The organism is Actinophytocola oryzae (genome assembly GCF_004364325.1).
GTDB lineage: Bacteria > Actinomycetota > Actinomycetes > Mycobacteriales > Pseudonocardiaceae > Actinophytocola > Actinophytocola oryzae.
The window spans coordinates 500,243-522,288 of the sequence record NZ_SOCP01000005.1 but is presented as its reverse complement, the minus strand read 5'-3'; the positions used below and the strand labels follow the sequence as shown (position 1 = coordinate 522,288).

Here is a 22,046-nt window from a genome sequence, read left to right as displayed (position 1 = left end):
TAGGCTAACACCCCATGACGGGCCTTGAGGAGTTCCGGGCGACGGTGCGGGAATGGTTGGCCGACAACCTGTCCGGCGACTTCGCCGCGTTGCGTGGGCTCGGTGGGCCCGGTCGTGAGCACGAGGCGTTCGACGAGCGGATCGAGTGGGACCGGCATCTCGCGGCGGCAGGCTGGACGTGTATCGGCTGGCCGGAGGAGCACGGCGGGCGCGGCGCGTCGGTCGAGGAGCGGGTCGTCTTCCACGAGGAGTACGCACGGGCCGCGGCACCGGCGCGGGTGAGCCACTTCGGCGAGGAGCTGCTCGGCCCGACCCTGATCGCGCTCGGCACGGACGCCCAGCGCGCGAGGTTCCTGCCGCCGATAAAACGGGTCGAGGAGCTGTGGTGCCAGGGCTACTCGGAGCCGGGCGCCGGTTCGGACCTCGCGTCGGTGTCGACCTCCGCGGTGCGCGACGGCGACGAGTGGGTCATCACCGGCCAGAAGGTGTGGACCTCGCTCGCGCACGTGGCCCAATGGTGCTTCGCGGTCGTGCGGACCACCCCCCGTGGAGAGGGGCGGGGAGGCGGGCGGGGGCACGACGGACTGTCCTACCTGCTCGTGCCGATGGACCAGTCCGGCGTGACGGTCCGTCCCATTGAGCAACTAACGGGTGGGTCGGAGTTCAACGAGGTCTTCTTCGACGGCGCCCGCACCCCGGCCGACCTGGTCGTCGGCGAGGTCGGCGGTGGCTGGCGGGTCGCGATGGCCACCCTCGGCTTCGAGCGGGGCGCCGCCACGCTCGGCCAGCAGGTCGGCTTCCGGCGTGAGCTGGACGCCCTGGTCACGCTCGCGCGGGACACCGGCGTGCTCGACGACCCGGTCCTGCGCGAGAAGCTGACGCGGGCGCGGATCGGCCTGGACGTCATGCGGTGGCACGCGTTGCGGACGATCGGCACCACTGACGGCGCGTCGGTCACGAAGCTCGTGTGGGCGAACTGGCACCAAGGGCTCGGCGAGCTGGCCATGGAGGTGCTCGGCGCGGCGGGCATGGTGGCGGGCGGCATCGCGGACGAGTGGCAGCGGCTGTGGCTGTTCAGCCGCGCGGACACGATCTACGGCGGCTCCAACGAGATCCAGCGCAACATCATCGCCGAGCGGGTGCTCGGCCTGCCGAGGGAGGCCCGCGCATGACGCACGACCTGCTGCGCGACAAGGTGGTCGTGGTGACAGCCGCGGCAGGCACGGGCATCGGCTCCTCGGTGGCCCGTCGCGCGCTGGAGGAGGGCGCGACGGTCGTGGTGAGCGACTGGCACGAGCGCCGCCTCGCCGCCACGGCGTCCGACCTCGGCGTCAAGGGGATCCCGTGCGACGTGACGGTCGAGGAGCAGGTCCAGGAGCTGGTCGACAGCACGGTGGCCGAGTACGGGAGGCTGGACGTGATGATCAACAACGCCGGTCTCGGCGGCACGGCCTCGGTGCTGGAGATGACGGACGAGGAGTGGCACCGCGTCCTGGACGTCACATTGAACGGCACGTTCCGCTGCACCCGCGCCGCGCTGCGGCAGATGGTGGCCCAGGGCAGCGGCGCGGTGGTCAACAACGCCTCGGTGGTGGGCTGGCGCGCACAGGAGGGGCAGGCGCACTACGCGGCGGCGAAGGCCGGCGTGATGGCGTTGACCCGTTGTGCCGCAATGGATGTGGCCGAACACGGGATCCGGGTGAACGCGGTCGCGCCGAGTCTCGTGATGCACCAGCACCTCGCGAAGGTGACGAGTGAGGAGCTACTGCGCGAACTGACCGCACGCGAGGCCTTCGGTCGCTCGGCCGAGCCGTTCGAGGTCGCCAACGTGATGCTGTTCCTGGCAAGCGACCTCGCGTCCTACTTGACGGGTGAGGTCATCGCGGTGAGTAGCCGGCATCCGTGATGGACGCTTGGGAGCACTAGGGTGCGTGCAGGAGGTACACGATGCCCATCATGCCGGTGACGGATTCGATGTTCCTGCTCGCCGAGTCCCGCGAGCACCCCATGCACGTCGGCGGGCTGCAGCTGTTCGAGCTGCCCGAGGGCGCGGGCCCCGACTACGTCAGCGACTTCCACCGGCAGCTGATGTCGCTTGTGGACGTGCGCCAGCTGTTCCGGCGCAGGCCGCGCGGCCCGGTCGGCACCGTCGGCCAGTTCGCGTGGACGTCCGACGAGCAGCTCGACCTCGAGTACCACGTGCGGCTGTCCGGACTGCCCCGGCCCGGCCGGGTCCGCGAGCTGCTCGAGCTGACCTCCCGCCTGCACGGCTACCTGCTCGACCGCCATCGTCCCCTGTGGGAGTTCACGATGATGGAAGGCTTGCAGGGCAACAGGTTCGCCACCTACACCAAGGTGCACCACTCACTGCTCGACGGCGTGTCCGCGCTGCGGCTCATGCAGTCGTCGCTGTCGGACGACCCGTCGGACATGGACGTCCGGCCGCCGTGGTCGCCACGCGTGCGCACCGACGTGTTCAGCGGCGGCGGCCGCGCCAGGGAGTCGGCGGCCTTCGACCCGGTCCGCGCGGTGCAGGACCTGTTCCAGGAGGTCCGCGGCTTCGGCTCGGCCACGACGAAGGTCATCAACGAGGCGTTCCGCGAGCAGTCCGCGACCCTGTCGTTCCAGGCGCCGAGGTCGATGTTCAACGTCGCGATCACCGGTGCCCGCCGCTTCGCCGCGCAGGGCTGGCCGCTCGACCGGATCAGGGCGGTCGGCAAGGCCGCGGGCGCCACGATGAACGACGTCATGCTCGCCATGTGCTCCGGCGCGCTGCGCAGGTACCTGCTGGACCTCGGCGCCCTGCCGGACAAACCGCTCGTCGCGGCCATCCCGATGTCGCTGCGCACGGACGCCTCCATCGGCGGCAACGCCATCGGCATCATCCTGTGCGACCTCGCCACGACCGAGGCCGAGGCGGGTGACCGGCTGCGGACCATCCACGACTCGATGCTGCGGGGCAAGGCGGTCTACCACGGCATGAGCCGCCTGCAGATCCTCGCGTTGTCTGCGGTGCCGCTGATCCCGCTGGCCGTCGGCATGATCCCCGGGATGGTCAAGGTCGCCCCACCCGCGTTCAACGTCCTGATCTCGAACGTTCCCGGCCCGCGCAAGCCGCTGTACTGGAACGGCGCGCGCATGCAGGGTGTCTACCCGCTGTCCATCCCGTACGAGGGGCAGGCGCTCAACATCACGGTGACGAGCTACGCGGGCAACCTGGAGTTCGGCCTCACCGGCTGCCGCGGCACCGTCCCGCACCTGCAGCGCCTGCTCGGTCTGCTGGAGGACTCGTTGGTGGACCTGGAGAAGGCGTTCTCATAGCGTCGGCACGTCGCCGTTGCCGACAAGCTCGACCCGTACGCCCGGCACGCCGCCCCACCGCCCGACGGCCGTGGCCAGCTCGTCCGCGTCGGGTGGGTTCGCGCCCAGCCCGATGACGAACCGGCCAGGGCCGATGGGTGCGGGCCAGGCGTGGGCGTCGGCCGGCAGGTGGTCGAGGAGTGCCCGGACCCGACCCCGCAACCGCCCCGCGTCGCCCTCGACGGTCAGGACGGCCCAGGCCGCGTGCCGCCGGTGCAGTGGCGTGGCGGGTAGTGGGTCCTCAACCGTCTCCCACGCGGCGTACAGCTCGCTGGTGACGAGGTCCCGCATGCCGGCGCTGACCTGCTCGGTGCAGGACCGGACCGGCGCGGACGGCGTCATGATCGTCATGGCGTCCTCGGTCGCCGGGACGTCGTCGCCCAGCAGCGTCACGGGTTCGCGCCAGTCCCAGGCGGCCCACTGTCCGAAGAAGTCGGCCAGGCTCGCGTCGTCGTTCTCGCGGACGGTCCGTGCGGCGAGCACGGCCCAGGCGAGTCCCGGCAGGCCGCCGTGGGGCGCGGAGTCGAGCCCCCGGGCGGCGGCCCACGCCTTGACCGTCCTTGCCAGGGTGGCAAAAGCGTCGTGCCGGTCGGCTACCGCCGCGAGGACGGCCTCCGCGTCGGTGATCGCGCTCAACGCGACGGGGGAGGCCGGTTCGCCCGCGAGGGTGAGGTCGACCGACAGGCCGAAGAGCCGGAACCGCAGCCCTGGCACCCGCGCGCCCGTCACCCGCCGAACCCGCTCCGCACCGGACACCTGGATCCGCCCGAGATCCACCTCACCAGGCAGCACGGCCACGAGGTCGAGGTCGGCGCCGTCCCGATCGCAGCCCATCCGCCGCGACCCGACGACGTGCACGACCCCGTCCGGCACCGCGGCGCCGACCCGTGCGAGCACACCCGCCACGCTGGCCCGTGTCGTCGCAGGCGGTGGGGGCGCTTCCCGGATGCCGCGCACCGCGCCCGTGCCGAGGTCGACCGTCATGCGGGGGCGCATGGGCTCGGTGCCGCGACGGGACAGCACCACCAGCCGACCGACTGTGGCGGACATGGGCGGCAGGTCCACCGCCGCCACGTCCCGGCCCACGGTCAGGTGGGGCGTGAAGCGGCCAGCGCACTGGGGGAACCGGTCCACCAGGGCCTGCCGCAGCGCGGTCCACGACGTCGGGTCGGCGGCCGGGTCCAGCCACACCGTCCCGTGGTCGAACCGGCGGACCTCGGCCAGCCGGACCGGGAACGGCGGCACCGACGCCGCGGCCGACGCCAGCAGCGGCACCGCCCGCTCGAACGACGACTCCGGCACGAAGCCGAACAGCACGTTGACGTGTGGGGGCCACCGGTCGTGAGCCGGGTCGTGTGCCGCCCTGACCTCGTTCAGCGCGGGCCACAGGTCCTCGGGCGGCAGCCACGCCACCGCCGTCCGCGTGGTCGGGGCCTCGTCCAGCACCTCGGTGTGCGGGGCCAGGTCCACGGTCGCCGCCACGCCGTAGTGGTCCGAGACGAACGGCGGCTCGGTGCCCAGCAGCGCCGCCGCGACCGGGCGTACGCCCCGGACCAGTACGCGGTCGAGCCGGAACGCCCGGCCCGTCAGCGACGACACGGCCGCCAGGGGGTTCCTCGGCGGGTCGAACGTCGGCGTCTCGTCGTCGTGGACCACGGTCCACGCGTCGGCCAGGCCCAGGTCCTCGACCGCGCCGCCGTTGAAGTCACCCACCAGCACCAGCGGGTGGTCGAGGTCCGCGAGGCCCACGGCCAGCTGCCTCAGCTCGTCGACGCGTCGCGCCGGGCCGTACGGGTGGTGGTCGCTCGTCAGGTGCGTGGCCAGCACGGCGACCGGGCCCGCCGCCGTGCGCACCACCATCGCCGCGACGCCCTTGTGCGCGCTCAACGCGTGGTGTCCCGCCGCCAGCACCGGCAGGCGGGACAGCAGCACCAACCCGTGCTCGTCGACATCCGCGCCGCTGGTGATGGTGTAGCCGTCGAGCGCCACCATGTCGTAGAGGGCCGGTTCGACCTCCTGCAGCGCGATGACGTCCGCGTTCGAGCGTGCCAACGCCTCGACGAGCAGGGGCCTGCGGCTCGCGGTGTCAATGAGGTCGCTGTCGAAGCGGTCCCACAACGTGTTCCACGTCAGTACTCGCAGCTGGAAGCCTGGCACTCCCGAGGCGTCGCCGTGCACTTGCCGCGTGGTGAAGAAGGACGGCAACACGGCCGAACCGCGTCCGGCGTGCGTCTCGTCGAGGCGGTCCACCCCGGTGGCCCGGTCCCACACCACCTCGCCGTCGGCCTCGATGAACAGCACTCGGTGCCACGGAACGTCGCCGCCCGGCACGAACGAGGGCAGCGGCAGCCGCTTCGGCGGTGCGCCACGCACGAGGATGCCCAGCGTGAACCGCGCCGGGTCGAAGCGCGGGTCCCAGCGGACGCGGTGGTAGATCTCCTCACTCGTGCGCATCGTCGACATCCTCGACCGTGCCCGCGGCGCCGACGTACCAGGTCCGGTGGGCCTCACCGGGGTAGGGCGGGACGAACCGGGCGAACTGCGCGGACAGGACCGCAGGCGGCACCGGGTGGGACCTGGCGGCGTTGCGGCGCGCGGCCTCCTCTTCCTCGACGACCACGACGGCATGCGTGACCAGGGCGTTCCGGCCGGCGGCCACCGTCGCGACGGTCGAGCGCTGGTGCCGGTTGAGCGCGGTCGCGTCCCACACGACGGTGCCGCCGCGTGCCAGTGCCCTGTCGAGCCGGCCGAGCGCCTCCCGCAGCACGGCGGGGTTGGCCCGCTGGTCGCCCGAGTCCCGCAACGCGTCCATCGACACCACGTCATCGACCTCCTGACCTGTGACGAACGTGCTCTTGCCGCTGCCTGCCGGGCCGACCAGGACGATGAGCCGGGGGAAGTCGCCTGCCCGCCACCGCCAGGTGGCAGCGGGTACCTCCTCCGGGCTGTGGAGGCGCCCGTCCGCCAGGGCCGTGCGCGCCTCGGCGAAGCACCGGTCGCGGACGTCACCCGGCGCAAGGTCGGTCAGCGCGTCCCGCAGTGGCCGCCACGGGTCCGGCCCGAGCAACCCGGCCTCCTCGGCGTGCATCCGGGACCACTCGACGGCCTGGGTGTCGCCGACGGCCGCCGCCACCGCGTGCAGCACCCCCAGGTCCGTCGCCATCGCCAGCCGGGTCAGTCCGGCGCGGCGTGCCTCGTCCGGGAAGTCCCGGTACAGCAACGGATGCAGTCCGACGAGATCGGCGACGCGGCGGGCCAGCGGCAGTCCGAGTCGTGCCAGCCGGGCCATGACCCTCGGCCGGGGGCAGGCGTGGAGGAGCGTGGCGAGCACGCCGGCCAGCCGCGCGTCGCCCGTGCGGCCGAGCAGGTCGAGCCGCGTGAGGTCGTTCGTGGACCGCATGTCGACTGCGGCCAGCAGCGCAGGCACATCGACCGGGAAACCCGCCCGCACGTCCCACAGCGCCGCGGCGGCACCGCGCCCGTTGACCACGACCGGCGCCTGCATCCAGTGCTGATCGGTCTGGACGTGCCCGCGCCGCACCCACTTCGCGACCCGCGCCGAGAACTCGTCACGCGTGAACCCCGCGACTGCCCGCACCACGAAGCCTTCCTGCCGGGTGAGGTCCAACCGCAGGCCACGCAACGCCTTCTCGTCGAACACCCCGCGCCACAGCACGGGCGGCGTCGGCAGACCGCGGTCCGCGCAGAACCGCACGGTCGCGTCCCAGTCGAGGCAGAAGTCGCCGTCCCACACCGAGAACGCGGAGAACCAGCTGTCGAGGTCGTGGTAGGCCAGGGAATGCCGTGCGTAGAGGTTCTCCCCGCACACCCGCCAGCCTGCCGGGATCGACGGTCCGACGAGGCCCTGCAACGACTTCACCCACGCACGGGACGGGTGGTGCGCCGAGTCGAGCGACCGGGCGTGCAGTCCGTCCGCGTACAGGGTGGTGTTCTCGCCGTCGAGCTTCTCGGTGACCACGACCTCGCGCCCGGCGAGGCCGGACAGGTCGGTCGTCCGCACGTCGTCCGACGACGCACCGGGTGACCAGGGCAGGTGCGACGTACGGGGATAGTGCACCCGCATGATCCGCTCCTCCGCTCGCCGCCGGGATCACGGTAGATCGTCCGGCGGCAGGCGGCACCCGGTTTACCGGGGCAGGCCGCCGATGATCTCGCCTGCCTCACGGACGACGCGGGTGATCAGCTCCTCGCACGTCGGCAGGTCCCGCAGCGCGCCGACGACCTGACCCGACGCCAGCACGCCCGCCTCGGTACTGCCGTTGACCAGGCCCTCGCGCAGGAGCATCGGCGTGTTGGCGGCCATGACCAGTTGTGACCACGTGAGCTTGTGGTTGCGCCGCATGGCCAGTCCCTCACGCGCCATCGCGGCCCACGACAGGTTCGTCAGGCTCCGGAACCGTGCGGCATTGCGCACCGCACGCAGAAGCCCCCTGGCCGAGCCCGCGTTCTCCAGTGCCGACACCAGGTCCGTGCGCAGGACCCGGTGCGGCATGCCGTCGACGCGGGTCGTCACGACCGTGTCGGTCAGACCGCTCGCCAGGTAGGCGTCCTTGACCGCCCGCGGCACCGTGCTCTCCTCGGTGAGCAGGAACCTCGTGCCCATGCCGATCCCGGCCGCCCCGTACGCGAGCGCGGCGGCGAGACCCCGGCCGTCGAAGAACCCACCCGCCGCGATGACCGGGATGTCCACGGCGTCGACCACCGACGGCAACAGCACGGTCGTCGCGACCTGGCCGGTGTGGCCGCCGCCCTCGCCGCCCTGCACCATCACCGCGTCCGCGCCCCACCCGGCGACCTTCTCCGCGTGCCGGACCGCCCCGATCGACGGGATGACCACGACCCCGGCGTCCTTGAGCGTCGCGATCAGCTCCCGCGACGGCGCCAGCGCGAACGACGCGACCCTGACCCCGGCCGAGATCAGCAGTTCGGCGCGGTCGGCGGCGTCGGCTGCGTCCGCGCGGAGGTTCACACCGAACGGCCTGTCCGTCCTGGCCCTGACCTCCTCGACCGCCGACTTCAGCTCGTCGTAGGTCATCGTCGCCGACGCGAGGATGCCAAGGCCCCCCGCGTTCGCGACCGCCGACACGAGCCGCGGCCCGGCGACCCAGCCCATCCCGGTCTGCACCACGGGGTGGCGGACCCCGACGAGCCTCGTCAGCGCGGTCTCCATCAGGCGTTCCGCGCGCCGGTCGGGTCCAGTGTGGACAGCAGGGCCAGCTCGTCGTCGGTCGGGGTCCGTGTCACGCCAGGGTCCTCGACGACGAGCGGGAACCCGGTCTGCTCGACGACGTCGTCGACCGAGACACCGGGATGCACGGACAGCAGGCGCATCGCGTGGGACGGGCCGCCGAAGTCCAGTACGCACAGGTCGGTCACGACCCGGTACACGTCGTGGAACGCGCCGCCGCCCCGGTGGTAGCCGACGCCGGCCACGAAGTCCACGGTCGGCACGAACACCCGGGGCGAGTGCCTCGGCACCCAGTAGCTGGTCCGGTGGTTGACGGTGTTGCCCGGCGCGCCCCGGACCCCGAGGAGCTGCCGCTTCGGCGCGGCGTGGGGGCCGATGCACGAGATGTTCTGGTTGCCGTAGCGGTCGATCTGGTTGGCACCCATCACGACGTGCCTGCGCCCGTGCGCGACCACGTCGAACACCGCGCGGTAGGGCAGCCAGCCTTCCGCGACGCCGTCGCCGGTCAGCAGGGTGGCCTCGCCGTCGGACAGCAGGAGGTCCGGCTCGAAGCTCAGCCTGGCGAGCCGCGCGCCGAGTGCGGGGACCAAACCCATGGGGCTGGCCAGGATCTCACCGTCGCCGCGGAACAGCTCGGCGCAGGCGACGACGCAGACGTCCATGTTCGTCACGCCGCCGCCTCCCCCGCTGCGTGCCGCCGGAACGCTCCGCAGGCTCCGCTACACCGCCGCCCTCCGCGGTCTCGGCGGTGGCGTGAGTATCGATGAATCGCTGCGCAAGCTCCGCTCATGCGGCCGCCGCCTCCCCCGCTGCGTGCCGCCGGAACGCTCCGCAGGCTCCGCTACACCGCCGCCCTCCGCGGTCTCGGCGGTGGCGTGAGTATGGATGAATCGCTGCGCAAGCTCCGCTCATGCGGCCGCCGCCTCCCCCGCTGCGTGGCGCCGGAACGCTCCGCAGGCTCCGCTACACCGCCGCCCTCCGCGGTCTCGGCGGCGGCGTGAGTATGGATGAATCGCTGCGCAAGCTCCGCTCATGCGGCCACCGCCTTCTGGTAGGAGGCTTCGTCGCCGCTGAGGTACTTGTCGGCGAAGGACTCCCAGGGGGCCGTGGCGTACTCCTTCTGGAAGGCCTCGTCGCGGCCGTAGTCCGGTGAGCAGCTCGTGAAGTGGGCGCCGTTCGGTGTCTCCACGACGCCGTCGACCATCATCCGGTTGAGCAGCAGCGTCTGTGGCGGGCCTTCCGCGAGGTCGGCGGTGTCCACAACGGACTCGCAGGACACGAACCGTTTTCCCGCGGCGAGGCAGAAGAGGTCGTCGAAGTACGGGTCCGGGCCGAGGTAGCGGGCGTTGCCGTGCCGGTCGGCGCGGTTGAGGTGCACCAGGGCCACGTCGAGGTGCAGGGCAGGTACCGCGAGCAGCTCCTCGCCGTCGTCGTAGGGGGAGCGGACCGTCTTCAGCGACCGGTCGGACTCCAGGACGTCCGAGCCGAGGCCGGCCCGCATCGGCAGGAACGGCAACCGGTGTGCGGCGGCGCGGAGCCCGGTCTGGAACATGCCCTCGTCCCACTCCCGCACGGCGATCGCCCCGGACTCGCGGGCCTTGCGGAAGTACGGGTCGTAGGGGATCGAGTCCAGCGTCACGAACCCGAACACGGCCGTGCGCACCTTGCCTGCCGCGCACAGGAGCCCGAGATCGGGCCCGCCGTAGGACACGACCGCCAGGTCACGCAGCGAGGAGCGCAGGATCGCCCGCACCAAGGCCATCGGCTTGCGCCGCGACCCCCAGCCCCCGATACCGACGGTCATCCCGTCGGACAGTGTGGAGACCACCTCGTCGGCAGTCATCCGTTTGTCCCTCTGTGACATTGGTCGCTCCGCTCCTCCGCCAGGACGCCGTCTTCCCTCCTGCGCGCGAAGGCCCAGGGCTCGTGCCTCGCCGGGCCTTCGTGCTCGTCAGTCCAGACGGCGCCCGCCCCGTCGCTCCCGCTCCACTAATCCTCCAGGAACCGTTGTCTGGCCTCGTCTGCGGCACCGGTCAGGTTCAGCTCGAACGTGAAACCCTGCTCGTATCGGTAGCTGCGGTGCACGTCAACCGGGTCGATCCCGTTGATCGCCTTCTTGGCCGCGCGGATCACGCGGGTGTCCTTGGCGGCGATCCGCTTGGCGACCTCCAGCGCGGCACCCTCCAGCTCCGCGGCAGGCACCACCCGGTACACCGACCCGAAGTGGTGCAGCTGCTGGGCCGTGACCGTCGACGCCGTGTAGTACATGGCCCGCATGAGGTGCTGCGGCACCAGCCGGGAGAGGTGCGTGGCCGCACCGAGCGCCCCTCTGTCCACTTCGGGCAGTCCGAACGACGCGTCGTCACTGGCCACCACGACATCAGCGTTGCCGACCAACCCGATGCCGCCACCGAGGCAGAACCCCTGCACGGCCGCGATCACCGGCACCTCGCAGTCGTACACCGCACCGAAAGCCGCGTGACAGCCCTGGTTCGCACCGACCAGCGCGCTGTGCCCCCTCGCCTGGATCTCCTTGATGTCCACGCCCGCGTTGAACCCGCGCCCAGCGGCCCGCAGCACGACGACGTGAGTGCTCGGGTCACGGCCCGCTTTCGTGACGGCGTCGGCGAGGGCGAACCAGCCTGCCACGGGCAGCGCGTTGACCGGCGGGTAGTCCACCGTCACCACGACGACCCCCGGCTCGGCCTCGTTCACCTCGACGGCCATCAGGCGCGCTCGATGATCGTGCCCGTCGACAGCGCACCGCCCGCGCACATGGTGATCAGCGCGGTCGACGCGTCCCGGCGCTCCAGCTCGTGCAGTGCGGTCGTGACCAGCCGCGTACCCGTGCTGCCGACGGGGTGCCCGATCGCGATGGCACCGCCGTTCACGTTGACGCGGTCCGGGTCCGGCTCGTGCACCGCCATCCAGGACAGCGCGACCGACGCGAAGGCCTCGTTCACCTCGAACAGGTCCAGGTCGCCGATCTTCATGCCCGTGCGGCCCAAGAGCCGCTCGGTCGCCTGGACCGGGCCGTCGAGGTGGTAGTAGGGCTCGCTGCCGACCAGGCACTGCGCGACGATCCGCGCACGCGGCGTCAGTCCGAGGGACCGTGCCTTCTCCTCGTCGACCAGCAGGACCGCGGACGCGCCGTCCGAGATCTGCGACGACGTGCCCGCCGTGTGCACACCGTCCTCCAGCACGGGCTTGAGCTTCGCCAATGCCTCGATGCTGGTCTCCCGAAGACCCTCGTCGCGGGTCACGTTCCCGACGGGCACGACCTCCCGGTCGAAGTGACCGGCGTCCCAGGCCTTGCGGGCCTTCTGCTGGGACAGCGCGCCGAACCGGTCGACGTCCTCGCGGGACAGTCCCCGCCGGACCGCGATCCGCTCCGCGCCGCCGAACTGGTTGGGCAGGTCGATGTCCCACGAGTCGGGCCGCGGCGTGCCGACGTCCACGCCCATGTTCGAGCGCAGCGGCACACGGCTCATGGCCTCGACCCCGCACGCGATGCCCACATCGATGGCGCCTGCCGTGATCTGCGCCGCCACGAGGTGCATGGCCTGCTGCGCCGAGCCGCACTGGGCGTCGAGCGTGAGACAGCCCGTCTGGTACGGCAGGCCGGCGTGCAGCCACGCGGTGCGGGTGACGTTGTTGGACTGCTCGCCTGCCTGCGTGACGCAGCCGCCGAACACCTGCTCGACCAGCTCGGGGGCGACGCCGGCACGGTCGAGCACGGCGAGCTGGGCGAAGCCGAGCAGCTCGGCCGGGTGCCAGCCGGACAGCGTGCCCCCGCGCCTGCCGATCGGCGTGCGCGCGGCCGCCACGATCACCGGGTTTCCCATGGAGACCAAACTAGAACGTGTTACTAGACGAAGCAAGCAGGCGCTTGGTTTGTCTGAGCCCGTGTGTTTGAATCGAGTAGAACGTGTTCCATGTTTCGGGAGGGTTGCAATGGCCGCACCTCGGATCCCGGCCGGTTTCGACTTCACCGACCCAGACCTCTACCAGCAGCGCATCCCCGTCGAGGAGTTCGCCGAGCTACGTGCCACGGCGCCTGTCTGGTGGAACGAACAGCCGCACAACACCGCGGGGTTCGGCGACGACGGGTACTGGGTGGTGAGCCGCCACGCCGAGGTCAAGGAGGTCTCGCGCAACAGCGACGTCTACTCGTCCGAGGAGAACACCGCGATCATCCGGTTCAACTCCGAGATGACCCGCGACAAGATCGAGATGCAGCGCCTGATCATGCTGAACATCGACCCGCCGCACCACTCGAAGGTCCGCGGCATCGTGTCCCGCGGCTTCACGCCGAAGTCGGTGAACAAGCTGCGTGAGGCGCTGGCGTCACGCGCGGAACGCATCGTGGCCGACGCCCGTGAGGCAGGCAGCGGTGACTTCGTGACACAGGTGGCGTGTGAGCTGCCGCTGCAGGCGATCGCCGAGCTGCTGGGTATCCCGCAGGACGACCGGCACAAGGTCTTCCACTGGTCGAACCAGATGGTGGGCTCCGAGGACCCGGAGTACTCGGTCGACCCGATGAACGCCTCGGCGGAGCTGCTGGGCTACGCGTGGGCGATGTCGGAGGAACGCAAGAAGTGCCCGGCGGACGACCTGGTGACGAAACTGGTCAACGCGGACATCGACGGCACTTCGCTCACGTCGGAGGAGTTCGGCTTCTTCGTGCTGCTGCTGGCGGTGGCGGGCAACGAGACCACCCGCAACGCGATCACCCACGGCATGCACCTGCTGCTGGCGAACCCCGAGCAGTGGGAGGAGTACAAGTCGACCCGCCCGCCGACCGCGGCAGACGAGATCGTCCGCTACTCCACCCCGGTGATGTCCTTCCAACGCACCGCGAAGGAGGACACGACCCTGGGCGGCGCGAACATCAGGAAGGGCGACCGGGTCGGGATGTTCTACAGCTCGGCCAACTTCGACGCGGACGTCTTCGAGGACCCGCGGAAGTTCGACATCCTCCGCGACCCCAACCCACACCTGGGCTTCGGCGGCACGGGCGCCCACTACTGCGTAGGCGCGAACCTGGCCAGACTGGAAATAGACCTGATCTTCAACGCGATCGCCGACCACATGCCGAACATCCGCAAGGCAGGCGAACCACGCCGCCTACGCTCCGGCTGGCTGAACGGCATCAAGGAACTACAGGTCACTTATACATAAGGGCGGGTCGCCCCGCCCAGGCCACACAACGGCGTAGACCGCTCAAGAGCGAACAAACGGTGCAACCAGGCCCGCGCTCGCCAGCGAGCCCCTGTCACAGATAGGACCACCAGCGCCAGGGCGAACCGATCAGCGAGGGCGCCAAAGCGAACGACCCGCCCCGGCGAAGGAACCGACGGCTCCGGTGAAGCCCCCGCTGCAAAGCGAAGAGACCGTGCAACCACGCTGCGCGTGAGCGGGCCGCCGGTGTCTGGACTGACGAGCACGGAAGTTCCTGCGCGAGCGAAGCGAGCCCAGGGACTTGCGCGCGCAGGAGGGAAGACGCCGGATGAAGGCCCGCTCACCCGCGAGCGGAGCGAGCCAAACCAACACCGTGAGTGGGCCGCCGGTGTCTGGACTGACGAGCACGGAAGTTCCTGCGCGAGCGGAGCGAGCCCAGGGGCTTGCGCGCGCAGGAGGGAAGACGCCGGGTGGAGGCCCGGTCACCAGCGAGCGGAGCGAGCCAAACCAACACCGTGAGTGGGCCGCCGGTGTCTGGACTGACGAGCACGGAAGTTCCTGCGCGAGCGGAGCGAGCCCAGGGGCTTGCGCGCGCAGGAGGGAAGACGCCGGGTGGAGGCCCGGTCACCAGCGAGCGGAGCGAGCCAAACCAACACCGTGAGCGGGCCGCCGGTGTCTGGACTGACGAGCACGGAAGTTCCTGCGCGAGCGGAGCGAGCCCAGGGGCTTGCGCGCGCAGGAGGGAAGACGCCGGGTGGAGGCCCGGTCACCAGCGAGCGGAGCGAGCCAAACCAACACCGCCAGCGAGCCAATGTCACCGTTCCAGCGACTTTGTCTCCTTCTGGCCTGCGGTGGCCGCGCGGCTCAGGAAGTCCGCTATCACCAGGAGTTCCTCGTCGGTGTAGCCGGCGCAGATGTCGTCCAGTGCCTGGTTCATACCGCTGTACAGGGTGAAGATCTCGCCGACCCGCTCGCGGCGGATGCGTAGGGTCACGCTGCGTCGGTCCTGCGGGTCGCGCTCGCGGGTCAGCCAGCCGCCTTTCTCGAGGCGGTCGAGCACGCCCGTCATCGTCGCGGGGTGCAGGCCTGCGTGCCGGGCCAGCGCGGACGGGCCGAGCGGGCCCAGTCTGGCGATCAGCTCCAGCAGGTCCAGGTCGCCGTCGCGGAGGTCCAGGCGCCCGCTGATGCGCCGGTTGAGGAGCGCCAGATCGGTCCTCAGCCCGCGGATCGCGTCCTTGACGGTGTTGACGACCCGGCGTCGGCCCCGCCCCTGTGCTACGTTTGTCATATAGTACGAATTCCGTATCGTATGTTGAGCGTATGGAAATACTACGTGGGAGGTACCGATGAAGCTCGCTGTCTTCGGGGCGACCGGCGGGGTTGGGACCCAACTGGTGAAGCTCGGACTGGCGCAGGGGCACACGGTAACGGCGATCGTGCGAAACCCGGCGAAGTTCACACTGACGGACGATCCACAACTACAACTGGTCACGGTTCCGGACCTAGGAGACACGAAACGCGTCCGGGCCGCGATCGCCGGCTGCGACGCCGCACTGTCCGGTGTGGGCCCGAGCGGCACGAAGGACGTGACGGCCGCGTCCGTCCCGACACGACACATCCTCGCCGCACTCGAGGCCGAGGGCATCAACCGGTTCGTCGCGGTGAGCGCCGCCCCGGTGGGCCCGCTGCCCGAGGGCGACGGCTTCCTGAACCGGCGCATCGTGTTCCCCTTCACCCGCAAGGTCTTCGGCGAGATGTACGGCGACCTCGCGGTCATGGAGCGGGAGATCGCCGCGAGCGGGCTGGACTGGACGGTCGTCCGGCCGCCGAAGCTGACCAACAAGCCGGTCGGCGACTACCGCGTCGAGATCGGCGGCAACGTCCCGCGCGGCATCTTCGCCTCCCGCGCCGAGGTCGCGCACGCGATGCTGGCCCTGCTGACCGACGAACGTGCCGTACGGCAGGCGGTCGGTGTCGCACGGTGACGACAGCCGCCGCTTTCGGGCACATTGCCCGTTCGGGCGACCCCGGCGGCCCCTTCTGCCGTCCGCGCGTGGTGGGTGGACCCCCGGGCCCCGGAGCAGGCTGTTGGCGTGGTTCGCCGTCTCCCCACCCTCGTCGCCGTCGCACTGACCGGTGCGCTGGTGGCGTGCGGCGGACCCAACCCGGCCGCCCACTTCTGCGACGACTACGGCAAGGCGGTGAGCAAGCTCTACGCGGCGGCAGGCGACTACGCCGCCGCGCCGGGTGAGTTCGCCTCGGTCGTCGACGTCACGATGGACGAGCTGTCGCGGATCCGCGCGGGCGCGCCGGACGAGGACCTGCGCCGGGCGTTCGACTCCGCGTACTTCGCGCTCACGGTGTTCAGCGAGGACGCCGCGCTCGCGGACTTCCTTGCCCGCACGGACTTCAACCAGGACGACGTCGTGAAGGCCTGTCTCGACTACGGGATCGAGCTCACACCTTCCGCAGGGTAGCCATCGCGCGTTCGGTCTCCCAGAACGCCCGCAGCGACACGACCAACCCGTCGTCGTTCACCCGGTAGACGAAGACGCCCTCGGTGTCGATCCTGGACCCGCCGGGCAGGAACGTCGTGATCGTGCCGACGTTCGCCACCTCGTCGCCCGCGGCGAACGAGTCCCTGATGTCGAACTCGAACCGCTCGACGTTGCCGATCGTCATGTCCCAGAAGGCGGAGATGGCCTCGGGACCGCGGTGGCCGTCGCCGGTCGGGTCGAACATCGACTTGCCGACCGGGTCCTCGACGACCGCGTCCTCGGCGAACAACGCGAGCCACTCGTCCTTGGCACCACGGGTAACGGCGTCCATCGACCGGCGCGACGCCGTCCGTGCCGGGTGCGTGGTGTCCGGGCCGCTCCAGGTGATCGCGGTCATAGCTTCCCCATGATCTCGTCGGCGAACCGTTTCATGCCGTCCTGCTTGTCCCGCAGGGGACCGTCGAAGCCGACGCCGTAGAACACCCACGGCATCACGATCGCGTCCGTGACGCCGATGTCGGCCTGCTGCCGGTAGCCGTCGAGGCCGAACCGGTCCAGGCACACGGCCTGGATCTCGAACGGCCCCGTGCGGTCGTACTCGGCGCGGAGCTTGCCGAGCCGGTCGATGACCTCGCGCAGCTCGTCGAACTTGATCATCGCGGACGTCCAGCCGTCGCTGACCCGCGCCGCGCGCCGCAGTGCCGCCTCCGTGTGCCCGCCGACGTAGAACGGCACCGGCTCGGTCGGTTCCGGGCTCATCCGCAGCTTGCCGAAGTCGTAGTGCTTTCCGTGGTACTCGACCATCCCGCCGCCGAGGATCAGCTTGAGGATGTCGATGGCCTCGTCCGCGCGGGCGCCCCGGTGGTCGAACTCCCCGCCGCACCACCGCGTCTCCTCCGGCGACCAGCCGAGCCCGACCCCCAGCCCGAACCGGTTGCCGGTGAGCACGGCCACCGAGCCGACCTGACGGGCGAGCAGCACGGGGTTGCGCGGGTTGAGCTTGAGCACCTGCGTGTAGAAGCGGATCCGTGACGTCACCGCACCCATGGCCGCCGCGGCGGCGAACGGGTCGACCCACGGCGTGTCCTCGGCCCAGAACCTGTTGCCGTCCACGGTGTAGGGGTATTTTGCGGACACCTGCTCGGAGTAGAACAGGGAGTCCGGCAACGCGATCGACGCGTACCCGCACTCCTCGGCCGTCTTCGCGAGCCCGGCGAGCTGGTCGAGCGGACTCAACGCGACGCCAACAGAGAACTTCATGGTTTCTCAGCTCCCACGACCCACATCGAGAAGTACTGCGAACCACCGCCGTACGCGTGGCCCAGCGCGATACGCGCGCCGTCGACCTGGTGCTCGCCGGCGCGGCCCATGACCTGCATGGCGGCTTCACCGAAACGCAACATCCCCGACGCCCCAATGGGGTTGGACGACAGCACACCGCCGGACGGGTTGATCGGCAGCCGCCCACCCAGCTCGGTCTCGCCTGCCTCGGTGAGCTTCCAGCCCTGGCCCTCCTCGGTGAAGCCGAGGTTCTCCAACCACATCGGCTCGAACCAGGAGAACGGCACGTAGATCTCCGCGGCGTCCACCTGGGACAGTGGGTCGGTGATCCCGGCCTGCTGCCACAGCGCCGCCGCGGCGTCCTTGCCTGCCTGCGGGTTGACCTGGTCACGGCCGGCGAACGTCGTCGGCTCGGTCCGCATCGCGGTCGCGTGGATCCACGCCGCCGTCCTGCCCTTCGCGGCGTTCTCGTCACCGAGGACGATCGCGCACGCGCCGTCCGAGGACGGACACGTCTCGTCGTAGCGGATCGGGTCCCACAGCATGGCCGACGCCTGCACCGACTCCAGCGTGATGTCGGCCTGTTTGAGGTGCGCGTACTGGTTCTTGGCCCCGTTGCGCCGGTCCTTGACCGCGACGAGTGAGCCGATGTGCTGCGGCGCACCGGACCGGCGGATGTAGGACCGCACGTGCGGCGCGAAGTACCCGCCCGCACCCGCGCCGACGGGCATGTTGAACGGGATCCCGATCGACAGTGCCCACATGGCGTTGGACTCGGACTGCTTCTCGAACGCCACGGCCAGCACGCGGGAGTGCTCACCGCCGTGCACGAGGCTGGCGGCGACGTTGGCCGTCGAACCACCCACAGAGCCCGCGGTGTGCACGCGCAGCAGGGGTTTTCCTGTGGCGCCGATGGCGTCCGCGAGCATCAGCTCGGGCATCATGACGCCCTCGAACAGGTCCGGTGCCTTGCCGAGCACGACCGCGTCGACGTCGGCGAACGTGAGGTCGGCGTCCGCGAGCGCCCGGTCGATCGCCTCGCGGCACAGACCGCCGATGGTCACGTCGAGCCGCTTGCTGCGGTGGTGGGTCTGACCGACACCGAGGACCGCGGCGCGTTGTTTCGCCATCAGGATCCTCCTTCGAGCACGCACACCAGATTCTGCTGGAGCGCGGGACCGGCCGTGGCGTGCGCGATGGCGCGCTCGCCGGGCCGCAGGCGGGACGCGGCCTCGCCGATGCGGGCCAGTCCGGCCGCGAACATCGGGTTCCCGGTCAGTGGTCCCCCGGAGGGGTTGACCACGACCTCGTCACCGAGCCCGAGTGCCTGGCGCAGCAGGATCTCCTGGTGTGTGAACGGCGCGTGCAGCTCGGCGAGCGTGACCCCGTCGACGTTCACGGCCTTGGCAGCGGCCACTGTGGACGGTGAGGTGGTGAGGTCCCGCGCGCCGAGCTGGGCCGACTCGACCCGGTGCTGGATACCGGCGATGCGTGCGGGCCGCTCGCACAGGTCCCGGGCCTTGTCCTGCGCCGCGAGGATGACGACGGCAGCGCCGTCGGTGACGGGCGCGCAGTCGTGCTTGCGCAACGGGTCCGCGAGGTAGGGCCGTTCGAGCAGCTCGTCCGCCGTGACCTGCTCGTGGACCTGGGCGTTGGCGTTGGCGGCCCGGCTGCGCACGGCGACGTTGGCCATGTCCCGTTCGGTCCAGAGGCCCTTCTCGAGTCCGAGTCGTGCCTGGAGCCCCGCGATGCTGACCGCGTCAGGCCACAGTGGACCGACCGTGTAGGGGTCGAGCTGGAGCGCGAGCACTCGCCGCAGCTGGCCCGCGGAGGACTTCCCGAAGCCGTAGACGAGCGCGGTGTCGACCTCACCGGTCCGGATCTTCACCCAGGCCTCGTAGAGCGCCCAGGCGGCGTCCATCTCCACGTGTGACTCGTGGATCGGTGGGAACGCGCCGATGGCGTCCACGGCGGCGATGAAGGAGAACGCGCGTCCGGCCAGGTAGTCGGACGACCCGGAGCACCAGAAGCCGATGTCCTTCTTGGACAGTCCGACGTTGTCGAGTGCCTCTTTCATGATGGGCACGAGCATTTCGACACCGTTGGTGGTGCCGTGGGTCGCACGCACGTTGGGCGCCTGCGCGAAGGAGACAATGGAGACGTCCGTGCTCATAGGTGCCCCGCGTAGCTGTCGTACGGCGCGTCCGGTTCGCCGGTGGGCCGGAAGTGGTCGATGTTCTCGAGCGTGGTGCCCCACTGGTCGCGGGGCTTCCAGGCGGCCTCGACCCGCATGCCCATGCGGACGTCCTTGGCGTCGCAACCCAGGACGAGATGCAGGAAGGCGATGTCGGCGCCGTCGAGGAGGATGTAGGCGGCCACGTAAGGAGGCTTGATCCGCTGTCCGAGGAACGGCACGTTCACGATGCAGAACGTGGTGACGATTCCCCGGTCGGGCAGTTCGATCTCGTCCTCGGTGGGCACGCCGTCGGTGGGGCAGGCGCCACGCGGTGGGATGTAGACCTTCTGGCAGGCGGGACATCGTTGTCCGAGCAGCTTGCCTTCCGCGAGGCCGCGCAGGTAGAGGCTTTCCTCAGGTGAGGCGGAGTGCGTGTAGTTCAGGTTCACGGGCGTCGTGATCATGGTGATCTCGTCGGCGGGTGCCGGGCCGACCTCCGGCACGTCGGCCTCGGGCGCGAAACAGGCGATGTCCCGGATCCCGTTGCCGCGTTCCTCGGCCCACCGCGCCCGCACCCGCATGCCGGTGTGCACGTCCTGTGCGTCGACGGCGTGCAGCATGGGTGTGTCCGCCCCGTCGAGCAGTACGAACGCCCAGGCGAAGGGCTGCTGGAGTGGCTGCCCGGCAAGGGGTTCCGGCTGCCAACACCAGGTGGTGACGGTTCCGGTGTGGCCGACCTCGACCAGCTCGCCGAGTGGCTCCGAGGTGACGGGGTCGTACTCGGGTGGGGGTACGTGCACCCGCCCGTCGGCCCCGCGAGCCCCGAGGATCCGCCGCTGGGCGAGCCCGGTGACAAACCGGCTCAGCGTCGGTCCCAGCGACCGGGTGTAGTCGAACCCAATGTCGAGTGGCGCTGACAACGGTGCCTGGGTCACACCCAGAGTGAAACACGTTCTACTTTGCCGGGCAAGTGCCCCAGGTCAGCCAAGCCACTGTACCGACAGCGCATCTACTCGACGTTGGTCGTTGAGGATCAGGTAGGTCACGAGGTCTTCGTGGTGTGTGCCGAAGGCATGAGTCCGCACGGCGCCGTCGGGATTCCGGCTGTTGACGGGGTCGCCGACCCACGGGGAAGTCCACCGGGTTGCTCTGCACCAGGGCTACGCGGCGCCAGTGTTCGAGGGTCTTGAACAAGTGGGCGAGGTCGCGGTTCTTCCGCGCGTGTGCGAGCGCCTGCTCGTACTCCGTGGTCGGCCGGAACTCGTTCTACGATGCCGGCATGAAGCTTGGACTGCAGCTCGGGTACTGGGGTGCCGGCATGCCGGCCAACGCGGCCGAGATGGTCGTTGCCGCGGACGACGCCGGATATGACGCCGTGTTCACGGCCGAGTCGTGGGGGTCGGACGTGTTCACGCCGCTCGCCTGGTGGGGCTCGGCGACGCGGAACGTGCGGCTCGGCACGGCCGTCGCGCAGCTCTCCGCGCGTACGCCGACCGCCGCCGCCATGGCCGCGCTCACCCTCGACCACCTCTCCGGCGGCCGGGCGATCCTGGGGCTCGGCGTCTCGGGGCCGCAGGTCGTCGAGGGCTGGTACGGCGCCCCGTTCGGCAAGCCCCTCGCCAGGACCCGCGAGTACGTCGGCATCGTCCGGCAGGTGCTCGCACGCGAGGCGCCCGTCGCCAGCCCCGGGCCGCACTACCCCCTGCCCTACACCGGCGCAGGCGCCGACGGGTTCGGCAAGTCGCTCCGGCCGATCACCCACCCCCTGCGCGCCGACCTGCCCATCTGGCTCGGCGCCGAGGGCCCCAAGAACGTCGCGCTCGCCGCCGAGATCGCCGACGGCTGGCTCGCCGTCTACTACTCCGACAAGCTCGCCGACCAGTACAACTCCTGGCTCGACGACGGCTTCAGGCGGCCCGGCGCGCGCCGCTCGCGGGCCGACTTCGAGGTCGCGGCCAGCGTCACCGTCACCGTCACCGGCGACCCCGCCGCCGAGTTCGACAAGCACCGCCCCGTGATCGCCCTCTACGCGGGCGGGATGGGTGCGGAGCAGAAGAACTTCCATGCGGACCTGTTCCGGCGCATGGGTTACGGCGAGGTCGTCGACGAGGTGACCGCCCTGTTCCGCGCGGGCCGCAAGGCCGACGCCGCCGCTGCCGTGCCGGACGAGCTGATCGCCGAGACGGCCATGATCGGCACCGCCGAGCAGGTTCGCGCGCAGGTCAAGCAGTGGGCGGACCGGGGCGTGACCATGCTGATGGTGGGCTGCCGGGACGCCGCGCAGGTGCGCACAGTGGCCGAGGTCCTTGCCGAGAACTGAAACACGTTCTAGATTGGGTCC

Annotated in this window: 20 protein-coding genes and 1 pseudogene; 7 read left to right on the top strand and 14 right to left on the bottom strand. The window is 70.7% G+C overall.

The features are described from left to right. Window positions 1-14: 14 nt before the first annotated feature. From CLV71_RS17105 to CLV71_RS17095, 3 genes are read left to right on the top strand one after another with little or no spacing between them, the layout of a single operon-like run. Window positions 15-1,172: an acyl-CoA dehydrogenase family protein gene (locus tag CLV71_RS17105; RefSeq protein WP_133903730.1), complete on the top strand. Its 1,158-nt coding sequence runs from the start codon at window positions 15-17 to the stop codon at window positions 1,170-1,172. Beyond that, window positions 1,169-1,906 carry an SDR family oxidoreductase gene (locus CLV71_RS17100; RefSeq protein ID WP_133903729.1) on the top strand — a complete coding sequence of 246 codons (738 nt, stop codon included), beginning with the start codon at window positions 1,169-1,171 and terminating at the stop codon, window positions 1,904-1,906. Before CLV71_RS17105 ends, CLV71_RS17100 begins: the two co-directional genes overlap by 4 nt. A gap of 41 nt (window positions 1,907-1,947) precedes the next feature. Next, the gene (locus tag CLV71_RS17095) at window positions 1,948-3,321 is read left to right on the top strand and encodes a WS/DGAT/MGAT family O-acyltransferase (RefSeq protein WP_133903728.1); all 1,374 of its coding nucleotides are present in this window, start codon (window positions 1,948-1,950) and stop codon (window positions 3,319-3,321) included. On the opposite strand, the gene CLV71_RS17090 is transcribed toward CLV71_RS17095, so the two are convergent. From CLV71_RS17090 to CLV71_RS17060, 7 genes are all read right to left on the bottom strand, one after another. Next, a complete protein-coding gene (locus tag CLV71_RS17090) occupies window positions 3,316-5,814 on the bottom strand; it encodes a poly(A) polymerase (RefSeq protein WP_133903727.1) in 2,499 nt (832 codons plus the stop codon). The two genes, CLV71_RS17095 and CLV71_RS17090, sit on opposite strands and share 6 nt — an antisense overlap. Then, window positions 5,801-7,444, bottom strand: coding sequence for an RNA ligase family protein (locus CLV71_RS17085; RefSeq protein ID WP_133903726.1), 1,644 nt, complete (start codon window positions 7,442-7,444; stop codon window positions 5,801-5,803). The genes CLV71_RS17090 and CLV71_RS17085 overlap by 14 nt, the downstream gene beginning before the upstream one ends. A gap of 63 nt (window positions 7,445-7,507) precedes the next feature. Further along, window positions 7,508-8,551, bottom strand: coding sequence for an NAD(P)H-dependent flavin oxidoreductase (locus CLV71_RS17080; protein WP_133903725.1), 1,044 nt, complete (start codon window positions 8,549-8,551; stop codon window positions 7,508-7,510). Then, a complete protein-coding gene (locus tag CLV71_RS17075; RefSeq protein ID WP_133903912.1) occupies window positions 8,551-9,231 on the bottom strand; it encodes a CoA-transferase subunit beta in 681 nt (226 codons plus the stop codon). The genes CLV71_RS17080 and CLV71_RS17075 overlap by 1 nt, the downstream gene beginning before the upstream one ends. Window positions 9,232-9,599: 368 nt before the next feature. Continuing rightward, on the bottom strand, window positions 9,600-10,412 hold the full coding sequence (locus CLV71_RS17070; RefSeq protein ID WP_208297592.1) for a CoA transferase subunit A: 813 nt from the start codon (window positions 10,410-10,412) through the stop codon (window positions 9,600-9,602). Between the two features lie 146 nt (window positions 10,413-10,558). Further along, window positions 10,559-11,296, bottom strand: a complete 738-nt coding sequence (locus CLV71_RS17065) for an enoyl-CoA hydratase family protein (RefSeq protein WP_133903723.1) — start codon at window positions 11,294-11,296, stop codon at window positions 10,559-10,561. Further along, a complete protein-coding gene (locus CLV71_RS17060; protein WP_133903722.1) occupies window positions 11,296-12,414 on the bottom strand; it encodes a steroid 3-ketoacyl-CoA thiolase in 1,119 nt (372 codons plus the stop codon). Before CLV71_RS17060 ends, CLV71_RS17065 begins: the two co-directional genes overlap by 1 nt. Window positions 12,415-12,523: 109 nt before the next feature. On the opposite strand from CLV71_RS17060, the gene CLV71_RS17055 reads away from it, so the two are divergent. Further along, window positions 12,524-13,750, top strand: a complete 1,227-nt coding sequence (locus tag CLV71_RS17055) for a cytochrome P450 (protein ID WP_133903721.1) — start codon at window positions 12,524-12,526, stop codon at window positions 13,748-13,750. A gap of 814 nt (window positions 13,751-14,564) precedes the next feature. Here the strand turns inward: CLV71_RS17055 and CLV71_RS17050 are convergent. After that, window positions 14,565-15,038, bottom strand: coding sequence for a MarR family transcriptional regulator (locus CLV71_RS17050; protein WP_133903720.1), 474 nt, complete (start codon window positions 15,036-15,038; stop codon window positions 14,565-14,567). Between the two features lie 58 nt (window positions 15,039-15,096). Here CLV71_RS17050 and CLV71_RS17045 point away from each other — a divergent pair, with 58 nt between their 5' ends. Together CLV71_RS17045 and CLV71_RS17040 are read left to right on the top strand one after the other, a co-directional pair. Then, complete coding sequence (locus CLV71_RS17045) at window positions 15,097-15,735, top strand: NAD(P)-dependent oxidoreductase (protein ID WP_133903719.1); 639 nt, start codon at window positions 15,097-15,099, stop codon at window positions 15,733-15,735. 108 nt (window positions 15,736-15,843) lie between these two features. Then, on the top strand, window positions 15,844-16,227 hold the full coding sequence (locus tag CLV71_RS17040) for a hypothetical protein (RefSeq protein WP_133903718.1): 384 nt from the start codon (window positions 15,844-15,846) through the stop codon (window positions 16,225-16,227). On the opposite strand, the gene CLV71_RS17035 is transcribed toward CLV71_RS17040, so the two are convergent. The 6 genes and pseudogenes from CLV71_RS17035 to CLV71_RS50660 all read right to left on the bottom strand — a co-directional run. Continuing rightward, a complete protein-coding gene (locus CLV71_RS17035) occupies window positions 16,208-16,645 on the bottom strand; it encodes a nuclear transport factor 2 family protein (protein WP_133903717.1) in 438 nt (145 codons plus the stop codon). The two genes, CLV71_RS17040 and CLV71_RS17035, sit on opposite strands and share 20 nt — an antisense overlap. Then, window positions 16,642-17,508 carry a TIGR03619 family F420-dependent LLM class oxidoreductase gene (locus CLV71_RS17030; RefSeq protein WP_133903716.1) on the bottom strand — a complete coding sequence of 289 codons (867 nt, stop codon included), beginning with the start codon at window positions 17,506-17,508 and terminating at the stop codon, window positions 16,642-16,644. The genes CLV71_RS17035 and CLV71_RS17030 overlap by 4 nt, the downstream gene beginning before the upstream one ends. Then, window positions 17,505-18,659, bottom strand: a complete 1,155-nt coding sequence (locus CLV71_RS17025) for a thiolase domain-containing protein (protein WP_133903715.1) — start codon at window positions 18,657-18,659, stop codon at window positions 17,505-17,507. Before CLV71_RS17025 ends, CLV71_RS17030 begins: the two co-directional genes overlap by 4 nt. Beyond that, on the bottom strand, window positions 18,659-19,702 hold the full coding sequence (locus tag CLV71_RS17020) for a thiolase domain-containing protein (RefSeq protein ID WP_133903714.1): 1,044 nt from the start codon (window positions 19,700-19,702) through the stop codon (window positions 18,659-18,661). The genes CLV71_RS17025 and CLV71_RS17020 overlap by 1 nt, the downstream gene beginning before the upstream one ends. Then, complete coding sequence (locus tag CLV71_RS17015; protein ID WP_133903713.1) at window positions 19,699-20,640, bottom strand: Zn-ribbon domain-containing OB-fold protein; 942 nt, start codon at window positions 20,638-20,640, stop codon at window positions 19,699-19,701. The genes CLV71_RS17020 and CLV71_RS17015 overlap by 4 nt, the downstream gene beginning before the upstream one ends. 19 nt (window positions 20,641-20,659) lie before the next feature. Next, window positions 20,660-20,941, bottom strand: a pseudogene (locus CLV71_RS50660) (hypothetical protein); the annotation flags it as partial. 43 nt (window positions 20,942-20,984) lie between these two features. Between CLV71_RS50660 and CLV71_RS17010 the strand changes: the two are divergent. Next, window positions 20,985-22,025 (top strand): LLM class F420-dependent oxidoreductase, encoded by a 1,041-nt coding sequence (locus tag CLV71_RS17010; protein WP_133903712.1) that lies wholly within the window; start codon window positions 20,985-20,987, stop codon window positions 22,023-22,025. Window positions 22,026-22,046 lie beyond the last annotated feature (21 nt).